16 protein-coding genes are annotated in these 17,739 nt (G+C 55.8%); 4 read left to right on the forward strand and 12 right to left on the reverse strand.

Annotation, left to right across the window (positions count from 1 at the left end; genetic code table 11):
• Positions 1–25 precede the first annotated feature (25 nt).
• Positions 26–967, reverse strand: coding sequence for a sodium-dependent bicarbonate transport family permease (locus BLR97_RS05590; RefSeq protein WP_089703358.1), 942 nt, complete (start codon positions 965–967; stop codon positions 26–28).
• 147 nt (positions 968–1,114) lie between these two features.
• Between BLR97_RS05590 and BLR97_RS05595 the strand changes: the two genes are divergently transcribed.
• The 3 genes from BLR97_RS05595 to nhaD all read left to right on the forward strand — a co-directional run bounded on the left by BLR97_RS05595 (position 1,115) and on the right by nhaD (position 4,793).
• Positions 1,115–2,083, forward strand: a complete 969-nt coding sequence (locus tag BLR97_RS05595) for a LysR family transcriptional regulator (protein WP_089703360.1) — start codon at positions 1,115–1,117, stop codon at positions 2,081–2,083.
• Positions 2,084–2,173: 90 nt separating this feature from the next.
• Complete coding sequence (locus BLR97_RS05600; protein ID WP_089703363.1) at positions 2,174–3,130, forward strand: calcium/sodium antiporter; 957 nt, start codon at positions 2,174–2,176, stop codon at positions 3,128–3,130.
• A 187-nt stretch (positions 3,131–3,317) separates the two neighbouring features.
• A complete protein-coding gene (gene nhaD / locus BLR97_RS05605) occupies positions 3,318–4,793 on the forward strand; it encodes a sodium:proton antiporter NhaD (protein ID WP_089703366.1) in 1,476 nt (491 codons plus the stop codon).
• Positions 4,794–4,846: 53 nt separating this feature from the next.
• Here the strand turns inward: nhaD and BLR97_RS05610 are convergent, their stop codons facing one another.
• The 5 genes from BLR97_RS05610 to BLR97_RS05630 form a co-directional block, all read right to left on the reverse strand.
• Complete coding sequence (locus tag BLR97_RS05610; RefSeq protein ID WP_089703881.1) at positions 4,847–7,321, reverse strand: EAL domain-containing protein; 2,475 nt, start codon at positions 7,319–7,321, stop codon at positions 4,847–4,849.
• Between the two features lie 119 nt (positions 7,322–7,440).
• Positions 7,441–8,112 carry a glutathione S-transferase gene (locus tag BLR97_RS05615; protein ID WP_089703369.1) on the reverse strand — a complete coding sequence of 224 codons (672 nt, stop codon included), beginning with the start codon at positions 8,110–8,112 and terminating at the stop codon, positions 7,441–7,443.
• 139 nt (positions 8,113–8,251) lie between these two features.
• Positions 8,252–8,827 carry an antibiotic biosynthesis monooxygenase gene (locus tag BLR97_RS05620; protein WP_089703371.1) on the reverse strand — a complete coding sequence of 192 codons (576 nt, stop codon included), beginning with the start codon at positions 8,825–8,827 and terminating at the stop codon, positions 8,252–8,254.
• 145 nt (positions 8,828–8,972) lie between these two features.
• The gene (locus tag BLR97_RS05625; RefSeq protein WP_089703374.1) at positions 8,973–9,356 is read right to left on the reverse strand and encodes a hypothetical protein; all 384 of its coding nucleotides are present in this window, start codon (positions 9,354–9,356) and stop codon (positions 8,973–8,975) included.
• Between the two features lie 11 nt (positions 9,357–9,367).
• Positions 9,368–9,595, reverse strand: coding sequence for a DUF2835 family protein (locus BLR97_RS05630; RefSeq protein WP_089703376.1), 228 nt, complete (start codon positions 9,593–9,595; stop codon positions 9,368–9,370).
• 108 nt (positions 9,596–9,703) lie between these two features.
• On the opposite strand from BLR97_RS05630, the gene BLR97_RS05635 reads away from it, so the two are divergent.
• On the forward strand, positions 9,704–10,336 hold the full coding sequence (locus tag BLR97_RS05635; RefSeq protein ID WP_089703378.1) for a putative metalloprotease CJM1_0395 family protein: 633 nt from the start codon (positions 9,704–9,706) through the stop codon (positions 10,334–10,336).
• 37 nt (positions 10,337–10,373) lie between these two features.
• Here the strand turns inward: BLR97_RS05635 and BLR97_RS05640 are convergent, their stop codons facing one another.
• The 6 genes from BLR97_RS05640 to phnC form a co-directional block, all read right to left on the reverse strand.
• Complete coding sequence (locus BLR97_RS05640; protein WP_244511243.1) at positions 10,374–12,071, reverse strand: putative bifunctional diguanylate cyclase/phosphodiesterase; 1,698 nt, start codon at positions 12,069–12,071, stop codon at positions 10,374–10,376.
• A gap of 328 nt (positions 12,072–12,399) precedes the next feature.
• A complete protein-coding gene (locus BLR97_RS05645) occupies positions 12,400–14,334 on the reverse strand; it encodes a methyl-accepting chemotaxis protein (protein ID WP_089703382.1) in 1,935 nt (644 codons plus the stop codon).
• A 241-nt stretch (positions 14,335–14,575) separates the two neighbouring features.
• A complete protein-coding gene (locus BLR97_RS05650; RefSeq protein WP_089703384.1) occupies positions 14,576–15,085 on the reverse strand; it encodes a C40 family peptidase in 510 nt (169 codons plus the stop codon).
• 104 nt (positions 15,086–15,189) lie between these two features.
• Positions 15,190–16,005 (reverse strand): phosphonate ABC transporter, permease protein PhnE, encoded by an 816-nt coding sequence (gene phnE / locus BLR97_RS05655; RefSeq protein WP_089703386.1) that lies wholly within the window; start codon positions 16,003–16,005, stop codon positions 15,190–15,192.
• Between the two features lie 16 nt (positions 16,006–16,021).
• On the reverse strand, positions 16,022–16,855 hold the full coding sequence (phnE, locus tag BLR97_RS05660) for a phosphonate ABC transporter, permease protein PhnE (RefSeq protein ID WP_089703389.1): 834 nt from the start codon (positions 16,853–16,855) through the stop codon (positions 16,022–16,024).
• Positions 16,852–17,697: a phosphonate ABC transporter ATP-binding protein gene (gene phnC, locus BLR97_RS05665; protein WP_089703390.1), complete on the reverse strand. Its 846-nt coding sequence runs from the start codon at positions 17,695–17,697 to the stop codon at positions 16,852–16,854. The genes phnE (BLR97_RS05660) and phnC overlap by 4 nt, the downstream gene beginning before the upstream one ends.
• Between the last annotated feature and the right edge of the window lie 42 nt (positions 17,698–17,739).

Genomic DNA, 17,739 nt, shown 5'->3' on the forward strand with positions numbered 1-17,739 from the left:
ACCTGAGCGCGGGTAAGTCGACCCTCTATCCAAGCAGTCGCTCCACAATGGCATGATAAACAGGTATGCCCAGCATCACGTTGAGCGGGAAAGTGATACCCAGCGATGCCAACATGGCCAGGCCGATATTGGCCTCAGGAATGGCGGCACGCATCGCCGCAGGCGCGGCAATATAGGAGGCACTGGCGGCCAGCGCGGCCAGCATCACCACCGACCCGATCGGCAGTCCCAATGCCACGCCCAACAGCATGCCAAGCAGCGACAGCAACGGCGGCGCCACCAGCGCAAAGGTGACCAAGCGCCAATGGTGCCAGGGCATCGGCCTAAGCGTTTGCGCGGCAGTCAGACCCATTTCCAACAGGAACATCGCCAGCACGCCTTTGAACGCACCGGTAAACAGGGTGGTGACTTCCTCGCCCTGGAAAGGCCCGTAGAGCGCACCGATCAACACCCCGCCCGCCAGCAGAATGACGCCGCGATTGGTCAGGGTTTCATGCCAAAGCTTGCGCGTGCTTTCCTTGACCGCAGCGCCCTGATAGCGCCTGAACAGCGCGATAGCCACCATGATCGCGGGCAGCTCCATTGCCACCAGGTAAAGCGTGACTTCACTGCCGACCAGCAGATCACGGGCCTCCACGTAGGCAAGCGCCACCGCAAAGGTGCCTGCGCTAACCGAGCCGTAATGGGCGGCAATGCTGGCACTGTCGGCGGCAGAAAGGCGCACGAGGCGCCGCAAAACAGGCATCAGCATGAGCGGTATCAGTGCCGAGAGCAGTGCTACGCCTAACAGTTCGGGCACCAACCCCCAATGCAGGTTGCCGTGAAGTGCCATGCCACCCTTTAAGCCGATGGTCAGCATCAACAGCAGGCTCAGGGTGTCGTAGGTGGCCTTGGGCACTTCCAGATCCGACTTTACCGCCCCGGCGACAAGCCCCAGCAGAAAAAACATCACCACAATATCCGGCATCGCGTTAGCTCCTCAGCATTAATTAAAAGAGGCTGCATCTTGCGATGGTGGTAGCAAGTTAACTAATCAAATATTTAAAAAAATTCATAGATAATTATCTATACTATCGAGAATGCTGATTCACTTAAGCGACAAACGAGCCCTTCCATGAACATTCGTCAGCTGACCTTCCGACTGCTCCAGGTTTACGTCACCGTGGTGCGCTGCGGCTCGGTGAGCGAGGCCGCACGTCAGTTACACCTTACCCAGCCAACGGTATCTCAGCAGCTCAAACGGCTGAGCGAGGCGGTCGGGGGCCCGCTGCTGGAGCACCATGCTCAAGGATTAACCATGACCGCCACCGGGCAAGCGTTGTATCACGCCAGCCGCGATGTACTGGGCCGCTTTGATGACTTTGCCGACCAGCTCGGCGCGCTTCACCAAGGCAGCAAGGGGCGTTTCAGCATTGCCCTAGTGAATACCGCCCAGTACGTATTGCCACGCTTGCTTGGCCCATTTAGCCAGGCGTTTCCCGAAGTCGATGTAACCGTGCATATTGGCAACCGCCGTCAGGTACTGGCCCGCTTCGAACGCCATGAGGACGATCTTTATGTGTTCAGCCACCCGCCGGCGCTCTCCCATGCGGTGGCAGCGCGCTTCATGCGTAACCCGCTGGTCGCCATTGCGGCCGCTGGCCACCCAATGGCCCAGCAATCGTCGGTTGCCATGGAACAACTGCTCAATGAGCGACTGTTACTGCGCGAGCCGGGCTCCGCCACACGCATGCTGCTGGAAAGCTGGCTGCAGGAGCATGGGCTCAACATGAAAACGACGCTACAGATGGCAAGCAACGAAGCAATTCGCGTCGGTGTAGCGGCGAGGATGGGCGTTGCCGTATTATCTGAACACGTGCTCCCCAAAGAGCACCCAGAGCTTGCGGTGCTGCCCATTGAAGGACTCCCGATTGAGAGCCACTGGCAATTTATCGTGCGCAACGACCAGCGGCTACCACAGTCGGCTCAGCGCTTCTTGCACTACGTCGATGAGCACCTCAACCAGTGGATTGAACCGCGCTTTGTATGCAATGAATTACCGGGGCTTTTGCGTTTGTACCCAACGTTTCCGCTACGCGGATAAAAGACGCGTTATAAAGTGGTTTCCAGCCGTCACCAATCCAACTAATCTTAGAGCACTTCTGCTCGCGACTCTCAATGAGGGACACATAAAATGCTGTATGCCTTGAGTTTATTGGCGGGAATCGGCTTTCTGACCCTGGGCGGCGAGGCCTTAATACGCGGTGCTGTGGCTGGGGCACAACGTGCGGGCGTTTCCCCACTTTTAACCGGGTTAGTCGTTGTGGGTTTTGGCACGTCAGCCCCTGAGTTAGTGGTATCGATAGACGCGGCTATGAACCAGCAGCCGGATATTGCGATAGGCAATATCGTGGGCAGCAATATCGGCAATATTTTATTGATTTTTGGATTATGCGCCATTATCTGCCCGATGACCGTGCAACCCCAGGCGCTTCGCCGTGACGGTGTAGTGGTGGTAGGCGCCAGCGTTCTGTTTATTGGCTTAGCGTATAGCGGTGCTCTCGGACGCCTTGATGCGGCTATTTTCCTCGCCTGCTTGGCCGGTTATCTGATTTGGGCTTACCTCAGTGAACGTCAGCAAACGATTCCAGCCGCACAGATGCACGCCTCCGAAGCAGATGAAGTGAGCGCACTGCCTAAAACCGGCCTCACCATTGTCATCGCGTTGGCTCTGGGCCTAGCCCTGCTGATTGGCGGTTCCCAACTCCTGCTTTACGGCGCCATTGGCTTGGCCAAAGCCATGGGGATTTCAGAAGCGGTCATCGGCTTAACCATCGTGGCGGTAGGTACCTCACTGCCGGAAATGGCCGTTTCAGTCATCGCCGCCCTGCGTCGCCATGCCGATGTCGCCGTAGGAAATATTCTGGGCAGTAATATCTTCAACCTTCTCGGCATTCTGGGAGTGTCGGCATTTTTACAACCGCTGCCCATTGCTGACCGAGTGAGTGCTTTCGATCAGTGGATAATGCTCGGGGCCGCCAGCGTATTGATGGTTTTCCTGTATACGGGGATGCGTTTATCGCGTATCGAAGGCGCTCTACTGTTAGGCGGTTACGCTGGCTATTTGGCGTTAAGCTTTAGCGTATTTTGATAAGAAAAACTGATGATTCACTAAGTTACCATTACCTAAACGATTAATTTGCTAAAAAAAGACCCGTAGTGCTTAAGAACCGCTACATTCATTCGCTTTTATTACGTATTGCGTCGCAATAAAGACTGGTAGAATGTCGCGGTTTTTAATCCCATCCTATAAACCTAACGAAAGGAAACGCATCGTCATGCCTTTTTTTCGACCCTCATGCCAGCCACGATTCGATCGTCGCTGGCTTTTTTTGTTGTCAGCCTTGCTACTGGTTTTCAGTCCTGCCGTGCTGGCCGTCACCGGTGAGCTCGACCTCACCCAGTCTGTCGTCGGCTTTTTTGCACTAGGCATTTTTGTTTTGGCCTATGCGTTGGTGATGGCCGAAGAAAAAATCCATATGCGCAAGTCCAAGCCAGTTCTCGTCGCCGCCGGTATCATTTGGAGCCTCATCGGCTGGGTGTATGTCCAAAACGGCATGTCGGATGCATCAGAGCATGCCTTCCGCGTGACGTTACTGGAGTTCACCGAGCTGATGCTGTTCTTGCTGGTGGCCATGACGTATATCAACGCCATGGAAGAGCGCCGGGTGTTCGATGCGTTGCGCTCGTGGATGCTGCGCATGGGTTTCAACTACCGCTCGTTATTTTGGCTAACCGGCGGTTTGGCATTTGTGCTGTCTCCTATTGCGGATAACCTAACCACGGCACTACTAATGTGTGCAGTGGTGACCAAAGTCGCCGAGGGTGATAAGCGCTTTATCAACATGGCGTGTATTAACATTGTGGTGGCTGCAAACGCGGGCGGTGCCTTTAGCCCCTTCGGCGATATTACCACCCTCATGGTCTGGCAGGCAGGCATCGTGCCATTCCAGGATTTCTTTATTCTGTTCTTGCCGTCACTGGTGAATTTCTTGATCCCAGCCGTGATCATGAGCTTTTTTATTCCCAACAAGAAGCCGGAAAGTGTTCAAGAAGACGTATGGATGAAGCGTGGTGCGCGCCGCATCGTGGTGCTCTTTTTGCTAACCATTACCACCGCTGTTTTGTGTCATACACTGCTGCATCTTCCACCGGTGCTCGGCATGATGACCGGTCTTGGCTACCTGCAGTTTTTTGGTTACTACCTGCGCCGCAGCCTACCGCGTTCGCTGGAGCGCAAACGCGAACGCTACAGCCGCCGTGGCGATAATAAGAAGCTTGAACAGTTGGGTAGTGTGGTACCGTTCGATGTTTTCAACCGCGTTGCACGCGCCGAGTGGGATACCTTGTTATTCTTCTACGGCGTCGTCATGTGCGTGGGCGGACTAGGCTTTATGGGCTATCTCGGTCTGCTCTCGGAAGCGCTGTATATCGGCTGGAACGCAACCTGGGCTAACATCGCGCTAGGGGTTATCTCAGCGGTCGTGGATAATATTCCGGTCATGTTTGCCGTGTTAACGATGGAGCCTGATATGTCGCACGGCCACTGGTTGCTCATTACGCTAACGGCGGGGGTCGGTGGCAGCTTGCTATCGATTGGTTCCGCCGCCGGCGTGGCGGTCATGGGCCAAGCCCGGGGCGCATATACCTTTATGGGTCACTTGAAATGGTCACCGGTGATCTTGTTGGGTTATATCGCCAGTATCCTGGTGCACATGTGGCTAAACGCGGAGAGCTTTGCCCTGTTTGGTTAGCGACGCTATCGCACGCTGATACGAGCCCTGCCGCTTATTGCGGTGGGGCTTTTTTAGTCAAACAGGTCATCGATAGGTTTAGGGCGTCCCAGTAAATAGCCTTGATATCGATAGCAGCCATGGCCTTTTAACCAGTCCAACTGGGCCTGGGTTTCCACACCTTCTGCAACCACCACCAATCCTAAACTGACCGCCAGCAGAATAATCGTGTCCACGATGGCCGCATCGGCCTTATCAGCCTGCAGTTCGCGGACAAATGACTGGTCAATCTTAAGCTCATCAAGGGGCAAGCGCTTCAGATAGCTTAACGACGAATAGCCCGTGCCAAAATCATCCAACGCAAAGCGGATTCCCTGTTCACGCAGCTTAAGCATAGTATGGCGCACGCGGGTCGGGTCGCGCATAAGCAAACTTTCGGTGACTTCTAATACGAGACGGTTTGGGGGCGCTTGGGTTTGCCTTAGGCAGTTGTCCACACGCCGAATAAAATCGGGCTGCTGGAACTGAACCGAGCTAACGTTAACCGAGATGGTCAGCGGTTCATAAGCAGTTTGCTGCGACCACTTGGCCAGTTGCTGACAAGCTTGTGTTAATACCCAATCGCCAATCGGAATAATCAGGCCGTTCTCCTCGGCCAGCGGAATGAACTCAGCGGGCGAGACCCAGCCGCGCTCGGGATGATACCAACGCAGCAGCGCCTCCACCCCGGTCGTAACGCCCTTCTGGTTCACCTGAATCTGGTAATGCAGCTCAAGCTCATGGCGGGACAACGCATGATGGAGATCGGCTTCCAGGTTGGCCCGTTCCAGCACGCTGGTTTGCATATCCACATTGAAAAAACGCAGCGTGTTGCCGCCGGCTAACTTGGCTTGTTGAAGCGCCATATCCGCCTGCTGCAGAACACGGTTCAGCGGGCTGGATTCGCCATTGAAGAGTGCCAACCCGACGCTGGCACTGATGGGCAGCGAGCGACTATTGCGTAATTGGTGAATCGTCGTCATCAGTTTCCGCGCGATGCGTTCGGCTTTGGCGGCGGCTTTTTCTTGTTGTTCATCCAACTGATTAAGCAGCACGACGAATTCGTCACTGCTGAAGCGCGCCAGAGTCGCGTCGCTGTCTAACGCTTGGGTAAGCTGCTCAGCCACATTGATCAACAGCTGGTCGCCACTGGCATGCCCTTGCAGATCGTTCACCAGCCGAAAATGGTCAAGATCAACGACCAGTAGCGCACCGTATTGCTTACCGTGCACATTTTCCTCGACGATAGCCGACAGAGACTCCATGAGCAGGCGACGATTGGGTAGCCCCGTCAGCGCATCATAGAAAGCCAGATAATGCGTACGCGACTGCATCTCTAAATACTCGGTCAGCTCGGTGGAGATACCACACAGCGAAGGGGGACCGCCAGGCGTGAAGGCCAGCGGCATTTTGATCGTCAAGAAGGTTCTAGCCTGCTTGTCGTGCTTTAAGACATTGCTCTCTTCTATGGTGGTTTTTTCACCCGACACCAGCACGCGGCGGTCTACCTGGGCGATTTCAGCGGCCGTGGTGGCATCGAAGAACGCCTCATCACGCTGCCCGATGATGGCCTCCTCAGGGCAGCCAAACAGCTCGCTAATGCGTCTATTTACGTACTGGTAGGTCAGGTCTGGAGACTTGATGTAGATGTAGGCATCAACGCTATCCAAGATGGTCGCGAGCATGGCCTCGTTGGTTGCCAAACGCACCCGTTGGTTGGCAATACGCCGCTTCATCAGCAAGCTCCCCGCTAGCACCACCGCGAACAAACCCAGCAGCCCGGCTACTCCCCAACGCAGCCATGGTGATTGGGGAGTCGAGGACATGACTCCCGTTTGCCATGCTTGCAGCGTGGCAAAGTAGTGCGAATTGCTATCTGCTTTCCAGCGCGTTAGCTGCTCATCAATGCGCATGAGCACCTCTTGAGGCAGCAATGGCGAAGCGGCGTAGTAAAGCTGCACGGGCTGAAAAACCACCGGAGTCGCCACCAAACCTACTGACTCCGCACGCCATTCGCCGAACTGACGGCTTGCCGCTGCTGCGTCAGCCTCTTCTCCGGCCACCCGCGCGAACCCCTCTTCAAAGGTATCAACGCGAATCCAGTCAACCGATAGGCCAAAACGTCGGGTAATATCCATGAGGTAGCGCTGCTGAATGGAACCCTCAACGACCGCCACGCGTTTGCCTGCCAAATCCACGACCGCTTCAATGGCCATCCCTTCGCGCTGATAAAGCTGCGACCAGCTGTACAGTACCGGTTCTTCGTGGAACACAAAGCGCTGGGCACGTGACTCATTCCTGGCCACATCGGGCAACAAATCTATCTCACCGCTTTCCAGCAGATTCAAACAACGTTGCCACTCGCAAACAACGTGCTCAATTTGCCAGGCTTCGCGCTCGGCTATCGCCCACAGCAAATCGCCAAACATGCCGTCCAGCCGTTGCTGATCGTTGAGAAACACTTTCGGGGGGTTGTGGTAAACACCGACTCGCAGGGGCTCATCCGCCATTAGAACAGGCGTCACCAGCAGACTGCCCAGGGCAAAAACACTGCTGCCAATGCGACATCGAACAACCTGGTATAGCCTACCGTGAGGTTTGGTCACCGCCAACGCTAGCATAAGGCTGATTAGCTACCTGGCATGGACAGTGGCCCCGCGCGCTCAACGACGCGCTGCCAAGCCAAGTCGGCTTCAATGCGCTCGATGAAACGGGCAATCGCCGGGTAAGGCGTCAGCGACTGCGTCGCCGCCACCGCCTGAAGCGGAAAGCTCATCTGGATATCAGCGCCACTGGGCCAGGGACCCGCAAAATGCCCGTGCGAAGCCAAATAGTCATCAATAAAGCGCAGATGCTGTTTAATCTGCGGGTGTAAAAAGGTGTTGTTGACGGTGCGCGTTATGCCTTGGGTGATCGGTTTGACGAACCAGGGCGAGCGCTTAGGCAGTTGACCAAACACCAGTTGCATGACCAGCAAGGGCATTAACGAGCCTTCGGCGTAATGCAGCCAATAACGATAATCCACCCAGTCGTGGGTATTATCGCTATCCGGCTGGCAGCGACCCTGACCATAACGCTGCAGAAGGTAGTCGATAATCGCGCCGGACTCAGCGATCGTCAGTTCGCCGTCGGTAATCACCGGCGACTTACCCAACGGATGTACATCTTTTAGCGCCGCGGGAGCTTGCTGCGTGGAAGCGTCACGTTGATAAACGATTACCTCGTAGTCCAACTCAAGCGTTTCGAGAAGCCATAAAATGCGGTGCGAGCGGGACTTTTCGAGATGATGGACGTGAATCATAGGCTCTCCATGGGCAATTAAGCATGCCAGCATTACGCTGGCACCAGACTTCCTTTCACTGTGCGCAAGATCAGCATAGCAGCGTTAACCGTAAAGGAGGAAACCCCTGTTTTACCTCGTTTCCAACACTAAGCTAATCTTAGGTTCGGCGCTCAGAATTACGCCTTGAGAGACCATCCAATGGCGACCATCGCCCCTCTAGCCACGGGGCCAATAGTCGCGTCGAGAGGGGAATAAACACACCCACCATTACCGGCGTGAGCATCAGTGTGCTAACCAAAACGCGGGGCAGCATTGGCCAGTCGGCCAGCGCACTGCCAAATATCCAGTTAAACAGCAGCGAAACAGGGAAAAACGCCAGCCATACCGCCACGGCTTGCTTCCAGCGGGGCGGAGCAGGCGAGTGCGTTTGAAACCAAGCGTCGAGCCCCGTGGCGCGATGTTCATGGGGCGCATCAAACAAGCCTTGGCCACGGGCGAGCCAGGCACGCCGAGAGGCCGAATGCTCCCAGGTAGCCAGTGTATCGGCACTGCTAAAGCGGAAGATAATTTGGTACTCGTCGTCACCCGCCGGCGGCGCTAACACGCCGGAGCCCAGGTAACCAGGAAAGTCAGCCGCCAATTGGCGACCTTCATTGAGCCAGCGAGTAAAATGCGGGTAGCGACCTTTCGCAACGCGGCGCGCCACCATTAAGGTGACCGGTGAGGCAGACATGGTATATCTCCTGATGACTTAGCAGCTATGGCCGGGTAGGCAGGCTGCTTACGTCCCGGCGGGTAAGCCGAGACGCTGCATTGAAGACACCATTATAGCCTAAGTTGCGATTTTATATTGCTAACAGGGTACCACCTTGGCGCATTTATCGGCTCGCCAAGGGGTGGCTTCGCTCGCCACGCTGGAAGGCACGAACGTGCTGGTAAATATCAATAGCGTTGCGAATTGCCTGGGCCTCGTGAGGATCCGGGGTCACCATGGGCCCCTTTTCGCTTCCGTTAGCGCGCATCACCGCAGCCACCTCTTCGCGATAGCGTTCTAATAAATGCTCGAGGTTCATCCGCACGCTATGGACTTCCAGGCCGAAGGCATCTTTTTGCTCCCTGCGCCGCATCACCTCCAACGGATTTGTAGACTCTTCCATTATGCTCGCTAAGGTATTGTTAACCAGCTTTTCAGCCGTGTTGAGGTTGGGGATCACCTCGTGAACAATGTCATGTAACGATACGTCTGAAGCAGAATGTGGCATATAATTTAGGCTCAACAAATAGCAAGCGAATGAATACTAATAAATCGGCCTGTTTCAGAAAACTTTAGCCGGTAATATCCATAAACACCGTCGTGGGTCATCACCCGGCGCAATGCTTCCGCCGGGAACACCACCCTACGTCCATCAAGGCTGTAGGTATACACTTGGGCAATACGCCCTTCATAGTGCGCTAAACACGCCTCGTAAGAGAGGTTAATCACCACGTCAATTGTTTGCATCGCTTCATTCCCGCCTCTCTGCGGCCAGCATATCCAGCGTTTCCTTGCACGACCGGCTCACCTCACCGATACTTTAGATTCTTTCTTTGCTCGCATGGATATCTTGCCATGACAATCGCCGTAGTGGGTGCTGCTTCTCTCTCTGCTTGGTCATCGCCCATATTTAACGCCGAGGCATCAAAGGTCACACCCTCGTCGCCTAACGCCGTCAACAATGCCGAGCAGGAAACCTCTGCCCGGGATAAGCCTCGTGACGAGGCCGCCGTTGGCCCGAAAAGCGCCGATGGCAAGCCACTCGAGCCTGAAGAAATTGAGCTGCTGGATCAACTCAAACAAACCGACCGCGCCGTCAGGCAACACGAGATGGCCCACCAGACCGCCGGGGGCGCCTATACGGGTGGAGCCCGCTACGATTTCGAAGTGGGCCCCGACGGGCAGCGCTACGCCGTTGCCGGTGAGGTTTCAATCGATTACGGCCCCGTGCCTAATGACCCAAGAGCCACTATCGAGAAAATGCAAACGGTGATCGCCGCCGCCCTGGCGCCCGCTGACCCCTCGCCCAAAGACTATCAAATCGCCGCCCAGGCCAGGCAATACCTGCTTGAAGCCAAACTCGAAGCCGCCATGCAAACCAGCGAAATGGAGCAAGCTCGGGCAGGCACTGAAAACGCGACACCGTCTAATGATGTTACCTCGGACAGAGCATCAGGTCTTAGCCCCAATGCGCCGAGTGCTGCATGATTTTCTAGTGTCTTGGGATAATCTCTTCTAGGCAAAATTAGTGGGGCTTTCCCAGGGCCGTCCAATCAGCCCGTAGCGGCCATGCCACTAACCATTGCGGCAGTTCATCGGCGGGCATGGGTCGCGCAATCCCATACCCCTGAGCTAATTCACACCCCAGCTCGATCAGCGCTTGCGCGTGCGCCAGCGTTTCGACGCCTTCGGCAAGCATCGGTCGCTGAAAGCGGTTCGCCATATAAATAACGCTTTCGACGATGGCCATATCATCGGCGTCACTGAGCATATCGCGCACAAAACTTTGGTCGATTTTGATCAAGTCCACCGGCAACTGGCGCAAATGCGTTAGCGATGAAAACCCGGTACCAAAGTCATCAATCGCGAAATTAACGCCTAACGCTTGGCACTCGGCCATGGTGGTCAGCGCCGCTTGGATATCGTGCATTGCCGCGCTTTCCAATACCTCAAGCTTGAGCATGGCCGGCGGCACGCTGGGATATTGCGCCAGTAGCTCTCCTAACCGCTGACTGAAGTTCCCCAGCAGCAAATGCGACGGGCTGATATTGACGTTGATAGGCAGCGCGATACCCGCTGCTTGCCACGTCACCAGCTGGCGCATCGCTTGTTCCAACACCCACTCGCCCAGGTCAACCTCTAGCGGTGTGGCGTCGATGGTCGGCAAAAATTGGCCCGGCGCCAGCAGCCCGAGATCGGGATGCTGCCAGCGAATCAACGCTTCAACACCCACCACCTGGCCGGTGCGCATATCCACCTGTGGTTGGTAGTGAAGCCGCAGTTCGTTGTTCGTCAACGCATCGACAAAGCGCTGGCGCTGCTCGTGGCGTACCTGCAGCAAGCGGTCATGGTTAGGATCAAACAGGTGGAACGCATCACGGCCGCGCTGCTTTGCCCGGTACATCGCTTGGTTAGCGTGGCGCAGCAAACCATCGCCCTGGGCTGGGTCGTCGGGGTAAAACGTCACCCCCAAGCTAGCGGTGAGGTGAACCGTTTGCCCCTCAATGAAAAGCGGCCGCCGAATCGAGGAGAGCAGCTTTTCGAAGAAGGCCTCGTCCACGCCGTGGTGGAGCAGCAACACAAATTCGTCGCCGCCTACTCGAGCAAGCACGTCGTCGCCGAATAACAGATGGCTAATACGCTGCGCAAAGGTGGACAGTAGGATATCGCCCACGTTAGTGCCCAATCGATCGTTGACCGACTTGAAGAAATCAATATCCAGCGAACACACCGCCAACGGCATTTGCTTGCTTTCAGCGTGCTGCATGGACTCTTGAATGAGCTGGGTAAGCAGGTGGAGATTGGGCAAGCCCGTTAAGGCATCGAAGTAGACTTCCCGGTTAAGGTGCCGCGCGTGGGCAGGGATGGCAGACAAATCGGCCAACACAATCACATGATGGTCGACGATACCTTGAGCATCGCGCACGCGATTAATCGACATCATACCGGGATAAAACTGACCGTCGTGGCTGCAATAACTGACCTGGCTTTTGCTGCGATCCCGCAACTGCAGCTCTTCGCGCATCAGCCGCGTGGTTCGGCTATCGTCCAGCGGTAAGATACTGAACGACTCGGGCGTTTTTCCTTTCACCTCCGCCAGCGAACAACCGGTCAATTCGCTAAAGGCGGGATTAACATCGATCACACAGTTGTCCGCGTCGGTAATGATAATCGCCTCGTTGGCATGCAAAAAAACCGCCTGAGCAGGTTCCCATGTTGACATAGAAGTGTACGAGACGTGGCGCAGATCAGATCCGTTAGGGGTTAGCGATGAAGCGTGGGAATGAGGCAAAGACTGCGCCTTTGGCGTCGTAAAAGACTGGCTCATACGTCCCTGCTCTCCTCGTTTAAAATGTTGTTAATTAGATTGTTTAGCCGAGTTGATGCGCTCCACTGAACACACCTTAATCGCTACATTATCACTTTCTGTTAAACCCTGCGCGACCCGACAATCGTCGCGAATCAACGTACTACCAAAACCTAATACAGACTAACGACGCCCCAATAAGCAAAAAGGGCGCTTCACAGCGCCCTTTCGAATAACTATCAGCCTAAACGTTGGCTAACTGATAGGTGTCTCGTACCTGATAGCGGTTCATTCTGCTCGTCATATCATCGGCCTGCTCATCCAGGGAGCGACTCGCTGCCGCGACTTCTTCTACCAGAGAACCATTCTGCTGGGTGACATCCTCCAGTTGGGCCATGGCTCGATTAATTTCCTCAATCCCTGATGACTGCTCATCAGAGGCTGAGGCCATTTCATCCATTAAGCTGGCCATTTGCTCAACACGCTGGGCAATTCGCCCCAGGGTGTCATTGGTCGACGTGACCAAGGTTTCACCTTCGGCAATTCTACTCACATTATTATCGATCAATTGACGAATATGACTGGCTTCTTCTGCACTGCGACTGGCCAACTTTCGCACCTCATCGGCAACTACCGCAAACCCACGCCCGTGTTCGCCCGCTCGCGCGGCTTCGACCGAGGCGTTAAGCGCCAACAGGTTAGTTTGGAAGGCGATGTTATCAATCGCAACCACGATGCTGGTTACCTGCTCATTCGCTTGTTGAATAAGCTGCATGGACTGTTGAGCTTGCGAGGCCACTTGGGTGGCATCCTTGGCCTGACCTGCCATCTCGACCGTCATCTTTTGGGCCTGCTGTGCATTATCGGCACTCTGGCGTACCGTCGCGGTAATCTCCTCCATGCTCGACGCCGTTTGTACCAGCGAAGCTGACTGTTCCTCGGTTCGCTGAGCGAGGTCTTGGTTACCTTGGGCGATCTGGTTGCTGGCGACCGCCACCGACTGCGCATTGCGCTTAACATCGGCCACCAGCGCCTCAATCACCTCTGACGAGTCATTAAATGCCAGGTAAAGCTGTGACAACTCATCACTACCAGGCACCGCCAAGCGCTGAGTTAAATCGTCACCACGTGTCGCGATGCTCGCCAACGCCTGGTTCAACGGCCGAATAATCGCACGTACCATCAGCACGGCAATGATAATAGACACCAGGCTTGCCAAAAACGCAACGACGACATACTGCCAAAGTGCTCGTTGGGCCGACTCGCGCAGCGCAACGGTCTCACTTACGATGGCGTCTGCGATACTATTCTCCAGAGCCTTCAGGCGGCCAATTTTGACCGTCTGCCACTCAAACCACTGCTCTGGATCCACGCCGTAGCCACCTTCATCGGCTTGGTTGATCACCAGTTCACGACGCTCCAGAAGGCGTTCAATGTCTGGCCCGCTTAAGGTCTGCTCGAGTTGTTCGCGGCGCTCATCGCCGGCCAAAACGCGAAAACCGTCCAAGAAAGCTTGTTCCTCACCGAGCAGCGATAAAAATCGCTGCAGCATGGCGGGAGGCATGCCGTCTGCTGCAAACGCATTGGACAGCAGCGCACGCTCGATACCAGCCAAGTCTTTAGCTTCCAGCAACTGATAATAGGCACTTAGCTGACGGGCAATTTCCCCCTCTTCGGTCAAGTGGGACAGAGTGCCCACAAAGGCCATTAGTTGACCGTTAATCCCCGTGTAGTGGCTCAGCGCCTCGCCCATCGCGACGTCAAGGTTTTCAACACGCTCGCGCACTGTTCCCTGGCGCTGCCACTGCTCGTCGAGCTCGTTGAGCTGTTGCTTCACGGTAGGGGTCAGCAACGCTTGATCCAGAGCGTCTCGCTGGGCGTGAAAAGCTTCGGCGGCGGCGTCTGTGTTGGGTCGCTGCTCGCTTAACCGCTTGCCGAACGCTTCGCCTTTGCTGCCCAAAAAGCCCGCCGTCATGCCACGCTCAAGCTGCATTTGGTGAACGGCATCACCCGCCCGCTGGGCAAGCTCGGTCAGGGCATGAAGGCGATCAAACTCCTGCAGTGCCGCCCGGCGTTCCATAATACCCTGCGTGGCGAACCAGGCCAGGGCGAGCAGTGGCAACAGCAACACGCAGGCAAATTTAAAGCGCATCGGCATGCGGTTAACGATAGTTTTCATTGCTTGACCTCAAACGTATAGCGTTATCAGGGAGGTAAGCGGCGTACTCGTTATTGTAATTGCGTTGGTTTAACGCATGGAATTAAGTCTGCCGCATTAGGCCATGTAATTAAATAGACTGGGATTTAATGAGATTCACATGGCAAAACGTGGCGCAGTATAGGGACGCCGGCCAAGGCGTTCATTGACCCAGATCATGAATTCAACTGAGAGGAAATAGGAAAAGAGCGCTAGTCTTCGCCTAGCGCGCCGGACTTGCTGCGCCTAAAAACCGCTGCTGCCAGTAATCGATATCCAGGGGAACGCTCACCACTTCACGGCCACGGCCGGGGGCGTGGATCATTTGCCCTTGCCCGCGATAAATGCCCACGTGGGTCGCCTTCTGGCGTGAGCCAAAAAACAGCAAGTCACCGGGGCGTGGGGCATCCACCGCTGGCAGTTGGCGAAACTGCTGATTCGCGGTGCGGGGAACCTTGATTCCCGCCGCCTGATAGACCATCTCGACCAGCCCAGAGCAGTCAAGGCCATCAGGGCTGTTACCGCCGAAGCGGTAGGGGGTGCCCAGCGACTGCTGAGCATGTGAGAGAATCAGCGCACGCTCCATCGACAGTCCCTGAGTGTCGTCCAGGCGCTCGTTCAGTGCCGTGTCGCGGGTGGCGCAGCCAGCGAGTAGCACGATTAACAGGCTGACCATCCACCAGCGACGGGGCACGGCTAACGAGCAGGGTAAATACAGGCGAACCAAGGGCATGGGAAGCCGCTCCAAAAAGCGTACGTGCCTCCATAATGGCGTAAAGCACGCGCTGCCGCCAATGGGTAACGACCGATCCACTCAACGCCTCACTAGCGGCGATGTTAAATAATAGCGTGACGCACGCGCGCGGAAATCCACTCCGAGACCAGCACGGTGGCAAAAATCATCAGGAAAATAACGCTGACCTGATCCCAGGCAAGGCTATTGATTGAGGCATTCAACTGCAGACCAATACCGCCCGCACCGACCAAGCCTAATACCGTCGACTCGCGAATATTAATGTCCCAGCGATACACGCTAATCCCGGCAAACGCAGGCATCACCTGGGGCAACACGCCATAGTTCATCACTTGTAGGCGGCTCGCGCCGGTGGCGCTGATTGCCTCTACCGGCGTCGGGTGAATTTCTTCAATGGCCTCATAAAGCAGCTTGCCCACAAAGCCAATCGAGCGCAGGGCGATGGCAATAATCCCCGCCAGCACACCAGGGCCGAGGATCGTCACCAGCAGCATTGCCCAAATCAGCGAGTTGATGGAACGCGACGAGACAATCACCACCAGGGCGGCACTGCGAATCAGCGGATGCGGTGTGGTATTACGGGCGGCTAAAAAGGCCACCGGAAACGCCATCATTATGCCTAACGCGGTGCCCAAGGTGGCGATATTGATGGTGTCCCACATGGGCTTCCACAGCACATTGGCGTAACCCCACTCAGGCGGGGTCATGCGGCTGATCAGGTCGGCGCCCTGGCGACCGGCATCTTCGACAAACACCCACATGGTGTTGTCGGAAATCACTTTCCAACAGACGAGAAATAAACTGACACCGGCTAGCCAAGCCAAAAACTGTAACCACTGAGCGCGCGTGGTGCGTTGACGCCAAATCGGCTGGCCCTGGGGGGTAGTTGAAACAGGCATGTAAGTTCTCCAGGGGTTACTGAGTCCAGCGACGGACGTGGCTAGAGCTGTATTCACATAGCAGCACGATGGCGATGATGATCAGCAGGATCGCCGCTGACGTATCGTATTCGTAGCGGCTCAGCGAGGTATTGAGCGTGGCCCCGATACCCCCTGCCCCGACAATGCCAATCACCGATGACTCACGGAAGTTGATATCCAGGCGGTACATAGAAAGCCCGATCAAGCGCGGCATGACTTGGGGTTGAATCGAGTAATTCATGATCTGCCACCAGCTCGCGCCGGTTGCACGCACGGCTTCCACCTGACGCCAATCCAAGTCTTCTACATCCTCGGCTAGCAGCTTGGCCATAAAGCCTATCGTGGCAAACGCCAGGGTGATCATGCCCGCAAACGGTCCAAAGCCGAACATCACCACAAACAGGATCGCGATAATGATTTCTTGGAAGGTGCGTGACACAGCGATAATGGCACGGCAGAAAAAATAAATCGGCAGGGGTGAAATATTGCGCGCCGCGCCTAACCCCACGGGAATCGCCAGTAACACACCGATCACCGTAGAGGTGAGCGTCATGGTTAAGCTTTCCAGCAACCCCGCGACGATATCGTCATAACGGCTAACAAAATCGGGCCTCATAAACGCGCCCAGAAAATTCACCGCCCGGCCTGCACCTTCGGTCACCCGCTGCCAATCAACCTCAACAGAGGCTAACGCCAAGATTAGATACACCACCGCGCCGATGGCCAGCCCCCAACGCAAGCGTGGACTTTCAATTAGCGGTAGCCGCCGCCACTGGCCGCGAAGCGCCGCTTGCTGGCGCGCTGTTTGGGCCTCAACCTGTTCACTCATCGTGCGCTCCCTGCGGCCATGGTGGCTGTTTCACGCAAGTAAGAAGCGTTACTGGGCGTATCGTCGGACGCTTCGTCGTCCATTGGCTCGGGCGTGGTGTCCCAGTCCTCTTCACCATAAATCGTTGTGAGCATCTCCCCGGTGAGCTCGCCGGGGTGGCCGTCAAACACGATTTCACCCGCGCGCAGGCCGACAATACGATCGGCAAACTGTTGCGCCAGCGCGACATCGTGAATGTTAATGATCGCACCAAGCTCGCGCTCGGCGCATAGCTCGCGAATCAAGCGCATGATTTGCCGGGAAGTCTTCGGATCCAGGCTAGCGGTCGGCTCATCTACCAGCAGCAATTTGGGGCTTTGCAATAATGCCCTAGCAATACCGACCCGTTGACGCTGTCCGCCAGACAAGGCATCGGCACGTTTATCGATGGCATGGGTAAGCCCGACCCGCTCCAGCAGCCGGAACGCTTCAACAACCGCCTCCTGGGGGTAACGGCGCAGAAAACTACGCCAAAAGCCCACGTAACCGAGCTGGCCGGAGAGTACGTTTTCCATCACGGTCAGACGGTCAACCAGCGCATACTCTTGGAAAATCATGCCCATAGAGCGGCGGGCGTGACGCAGTTTATGGCCGGATAGCTTGGTGAGTTCGGTGTCTTCCAGACGGATGCTGCCCTGCGTCGGCTCTACCAACCGGTTTACACAGCGAATCAGCGTGCTTTTGCCAGCCCCGGAGGGACCAATCAGCGCCATTACCTGGCCCTTGGGCAGCGTGAGTTCAATATCCGTCAGCGCCCGATCCCCGGTGGAGTAGCGCTTGCCTACACCGCTTAGTGTCAACATTTTCCTACCTCGTATACATAACGAAACGGCCAGAAAGGGTAG

This window comes from Vreelandella arcis (genome assembly GCF_900103865.1).
Lineage (GTDB): Bacteria > Pseudomonadota > Gammaproteobacteria > Pseudomonadales > Halomonadaceae > Vreelandella > Vreelandella arcis.

What these genes read in the sequence shown, in the direction of transcription:
- BLR97_RS05590 (WP_089703358.1), bottom strand. Translation starts at nt 967, where the DNA reads ATGCCGGATATTGTGGTGATGTTTTTTCTGCTGGGGCTTGTCGCCGGG.
- BLR97_RS05595 (WP_089703360.1), top strand. Translation starts at nt 1,115, where the DNA reads ATGAACATTCGTCAGCTGACCTTCCGACTGCTCCAGGTTTACGTCACC.
- BLR97_RS05600 (WP_089703363.1), top strand. Translation starts at nt 2,174, where the DNA reads ATGCTGTATGCCTTGAGTTTATTGGCGGGAATCGGCTTTCTGACCCTG.
- nhaD (WP_089703366.1), top strand. Translation starts at nt 3,318, where the DNA reads ATGCCTTTTTTTCGACCCTCATGCCAGCCACGATTCGATCGTCGCTGG.
- BLR97_RS05610 (WP_089703881.1), bottom strand. Translation starts at nt 7,321, where the DNA reads ATGGCGGATGAGCCCCTGCGAGTCGGTGTTTACCACAACCCCCCGAAA.
- BLR97_RS05615 (WP_089703369.1), bottom strand. Translation starts at nt 8,112, where the DNA reads ATGATTCACGTCCATCATCTCGAAAAGTCCCGCTCGCACCGCATTTTA.
- BLR97_RS05620 (WP_089703371.1), bottom strand. Translation starts at nt 8,827, where the DNA reads ATGTCTGCCTCACCGGTCACCTTAATGGTGGCGCGCCGCGTTGCGAAA.
- BLR97_RS05625 (WP_089703374.1), bottom strand. Translation starts at nt 9,356, where the DNA reads ATGCCACATTCTGCTTCAGACGTATCGTTACATGACATTGTTCACGAG.
- BLR97_RS05630 (WP_089703376.1), bottom strand. Translation starts at nt 9,595, where the DNA reads ATGCAAACAATTGACGTGGTGATTAACCTCTCTTACGAGGCGTGTTTA.
- BLR97_RS05635 (WP_089703378.1), top strand. Translation starts at nt 9,704, where the DNA reads ATGACAATCGCCGTAGTGGGTGCTGCTTCTCTCTCTGCTTGGTCATCG.
- BLR97_RS05640 (WP_244511243.1), bottom strand. Translation starts at nt 12,071, where the DNA reads ATGTCAACATGGGAACCTGCTCAGGCGGTTTTTTTGCATGCCAACGAG.
- BLR97_RS05645 (WP_089703382.1), bottom strand. Translation starts at nt 14,334, where the DNA reads ATGAAAACTATCGTTAACCGCATGCCGATGCGCTTTAAATTTGCCTGC.
- BLR97_RS05650 (WP_089703384.1), bottom strand. Translation starts at nt 15,085, where the DNA reads ATGCCCTTGGTTCGCCTGTATTTACCCTGCTCGTTAGCCGTGCCCCGT.
- phnE (WP_089703386.1), bottom strand. Translation starts at nt 16,005, where the DNA reads ATGCCTGTTTCAACTACCCCCCAGGGCCAGCCGATTTGGCGTCAACGC.
- phnE (WP_089703389.1), bottom strand. Translation starts at nt 16,855, where the DNA reads ATGAGTGAACAGGTTGAGGCCCAAACAGCGCGCCAGCAAGCGGCGCTT.
- phnC (WP_089703390.1), bottom strand. Translation starts at nt 17,697, where the DNA reads ATGTTGACACTAAGCGGTGTAGGCAAGCGCTACTCCACCGGGGATCGG.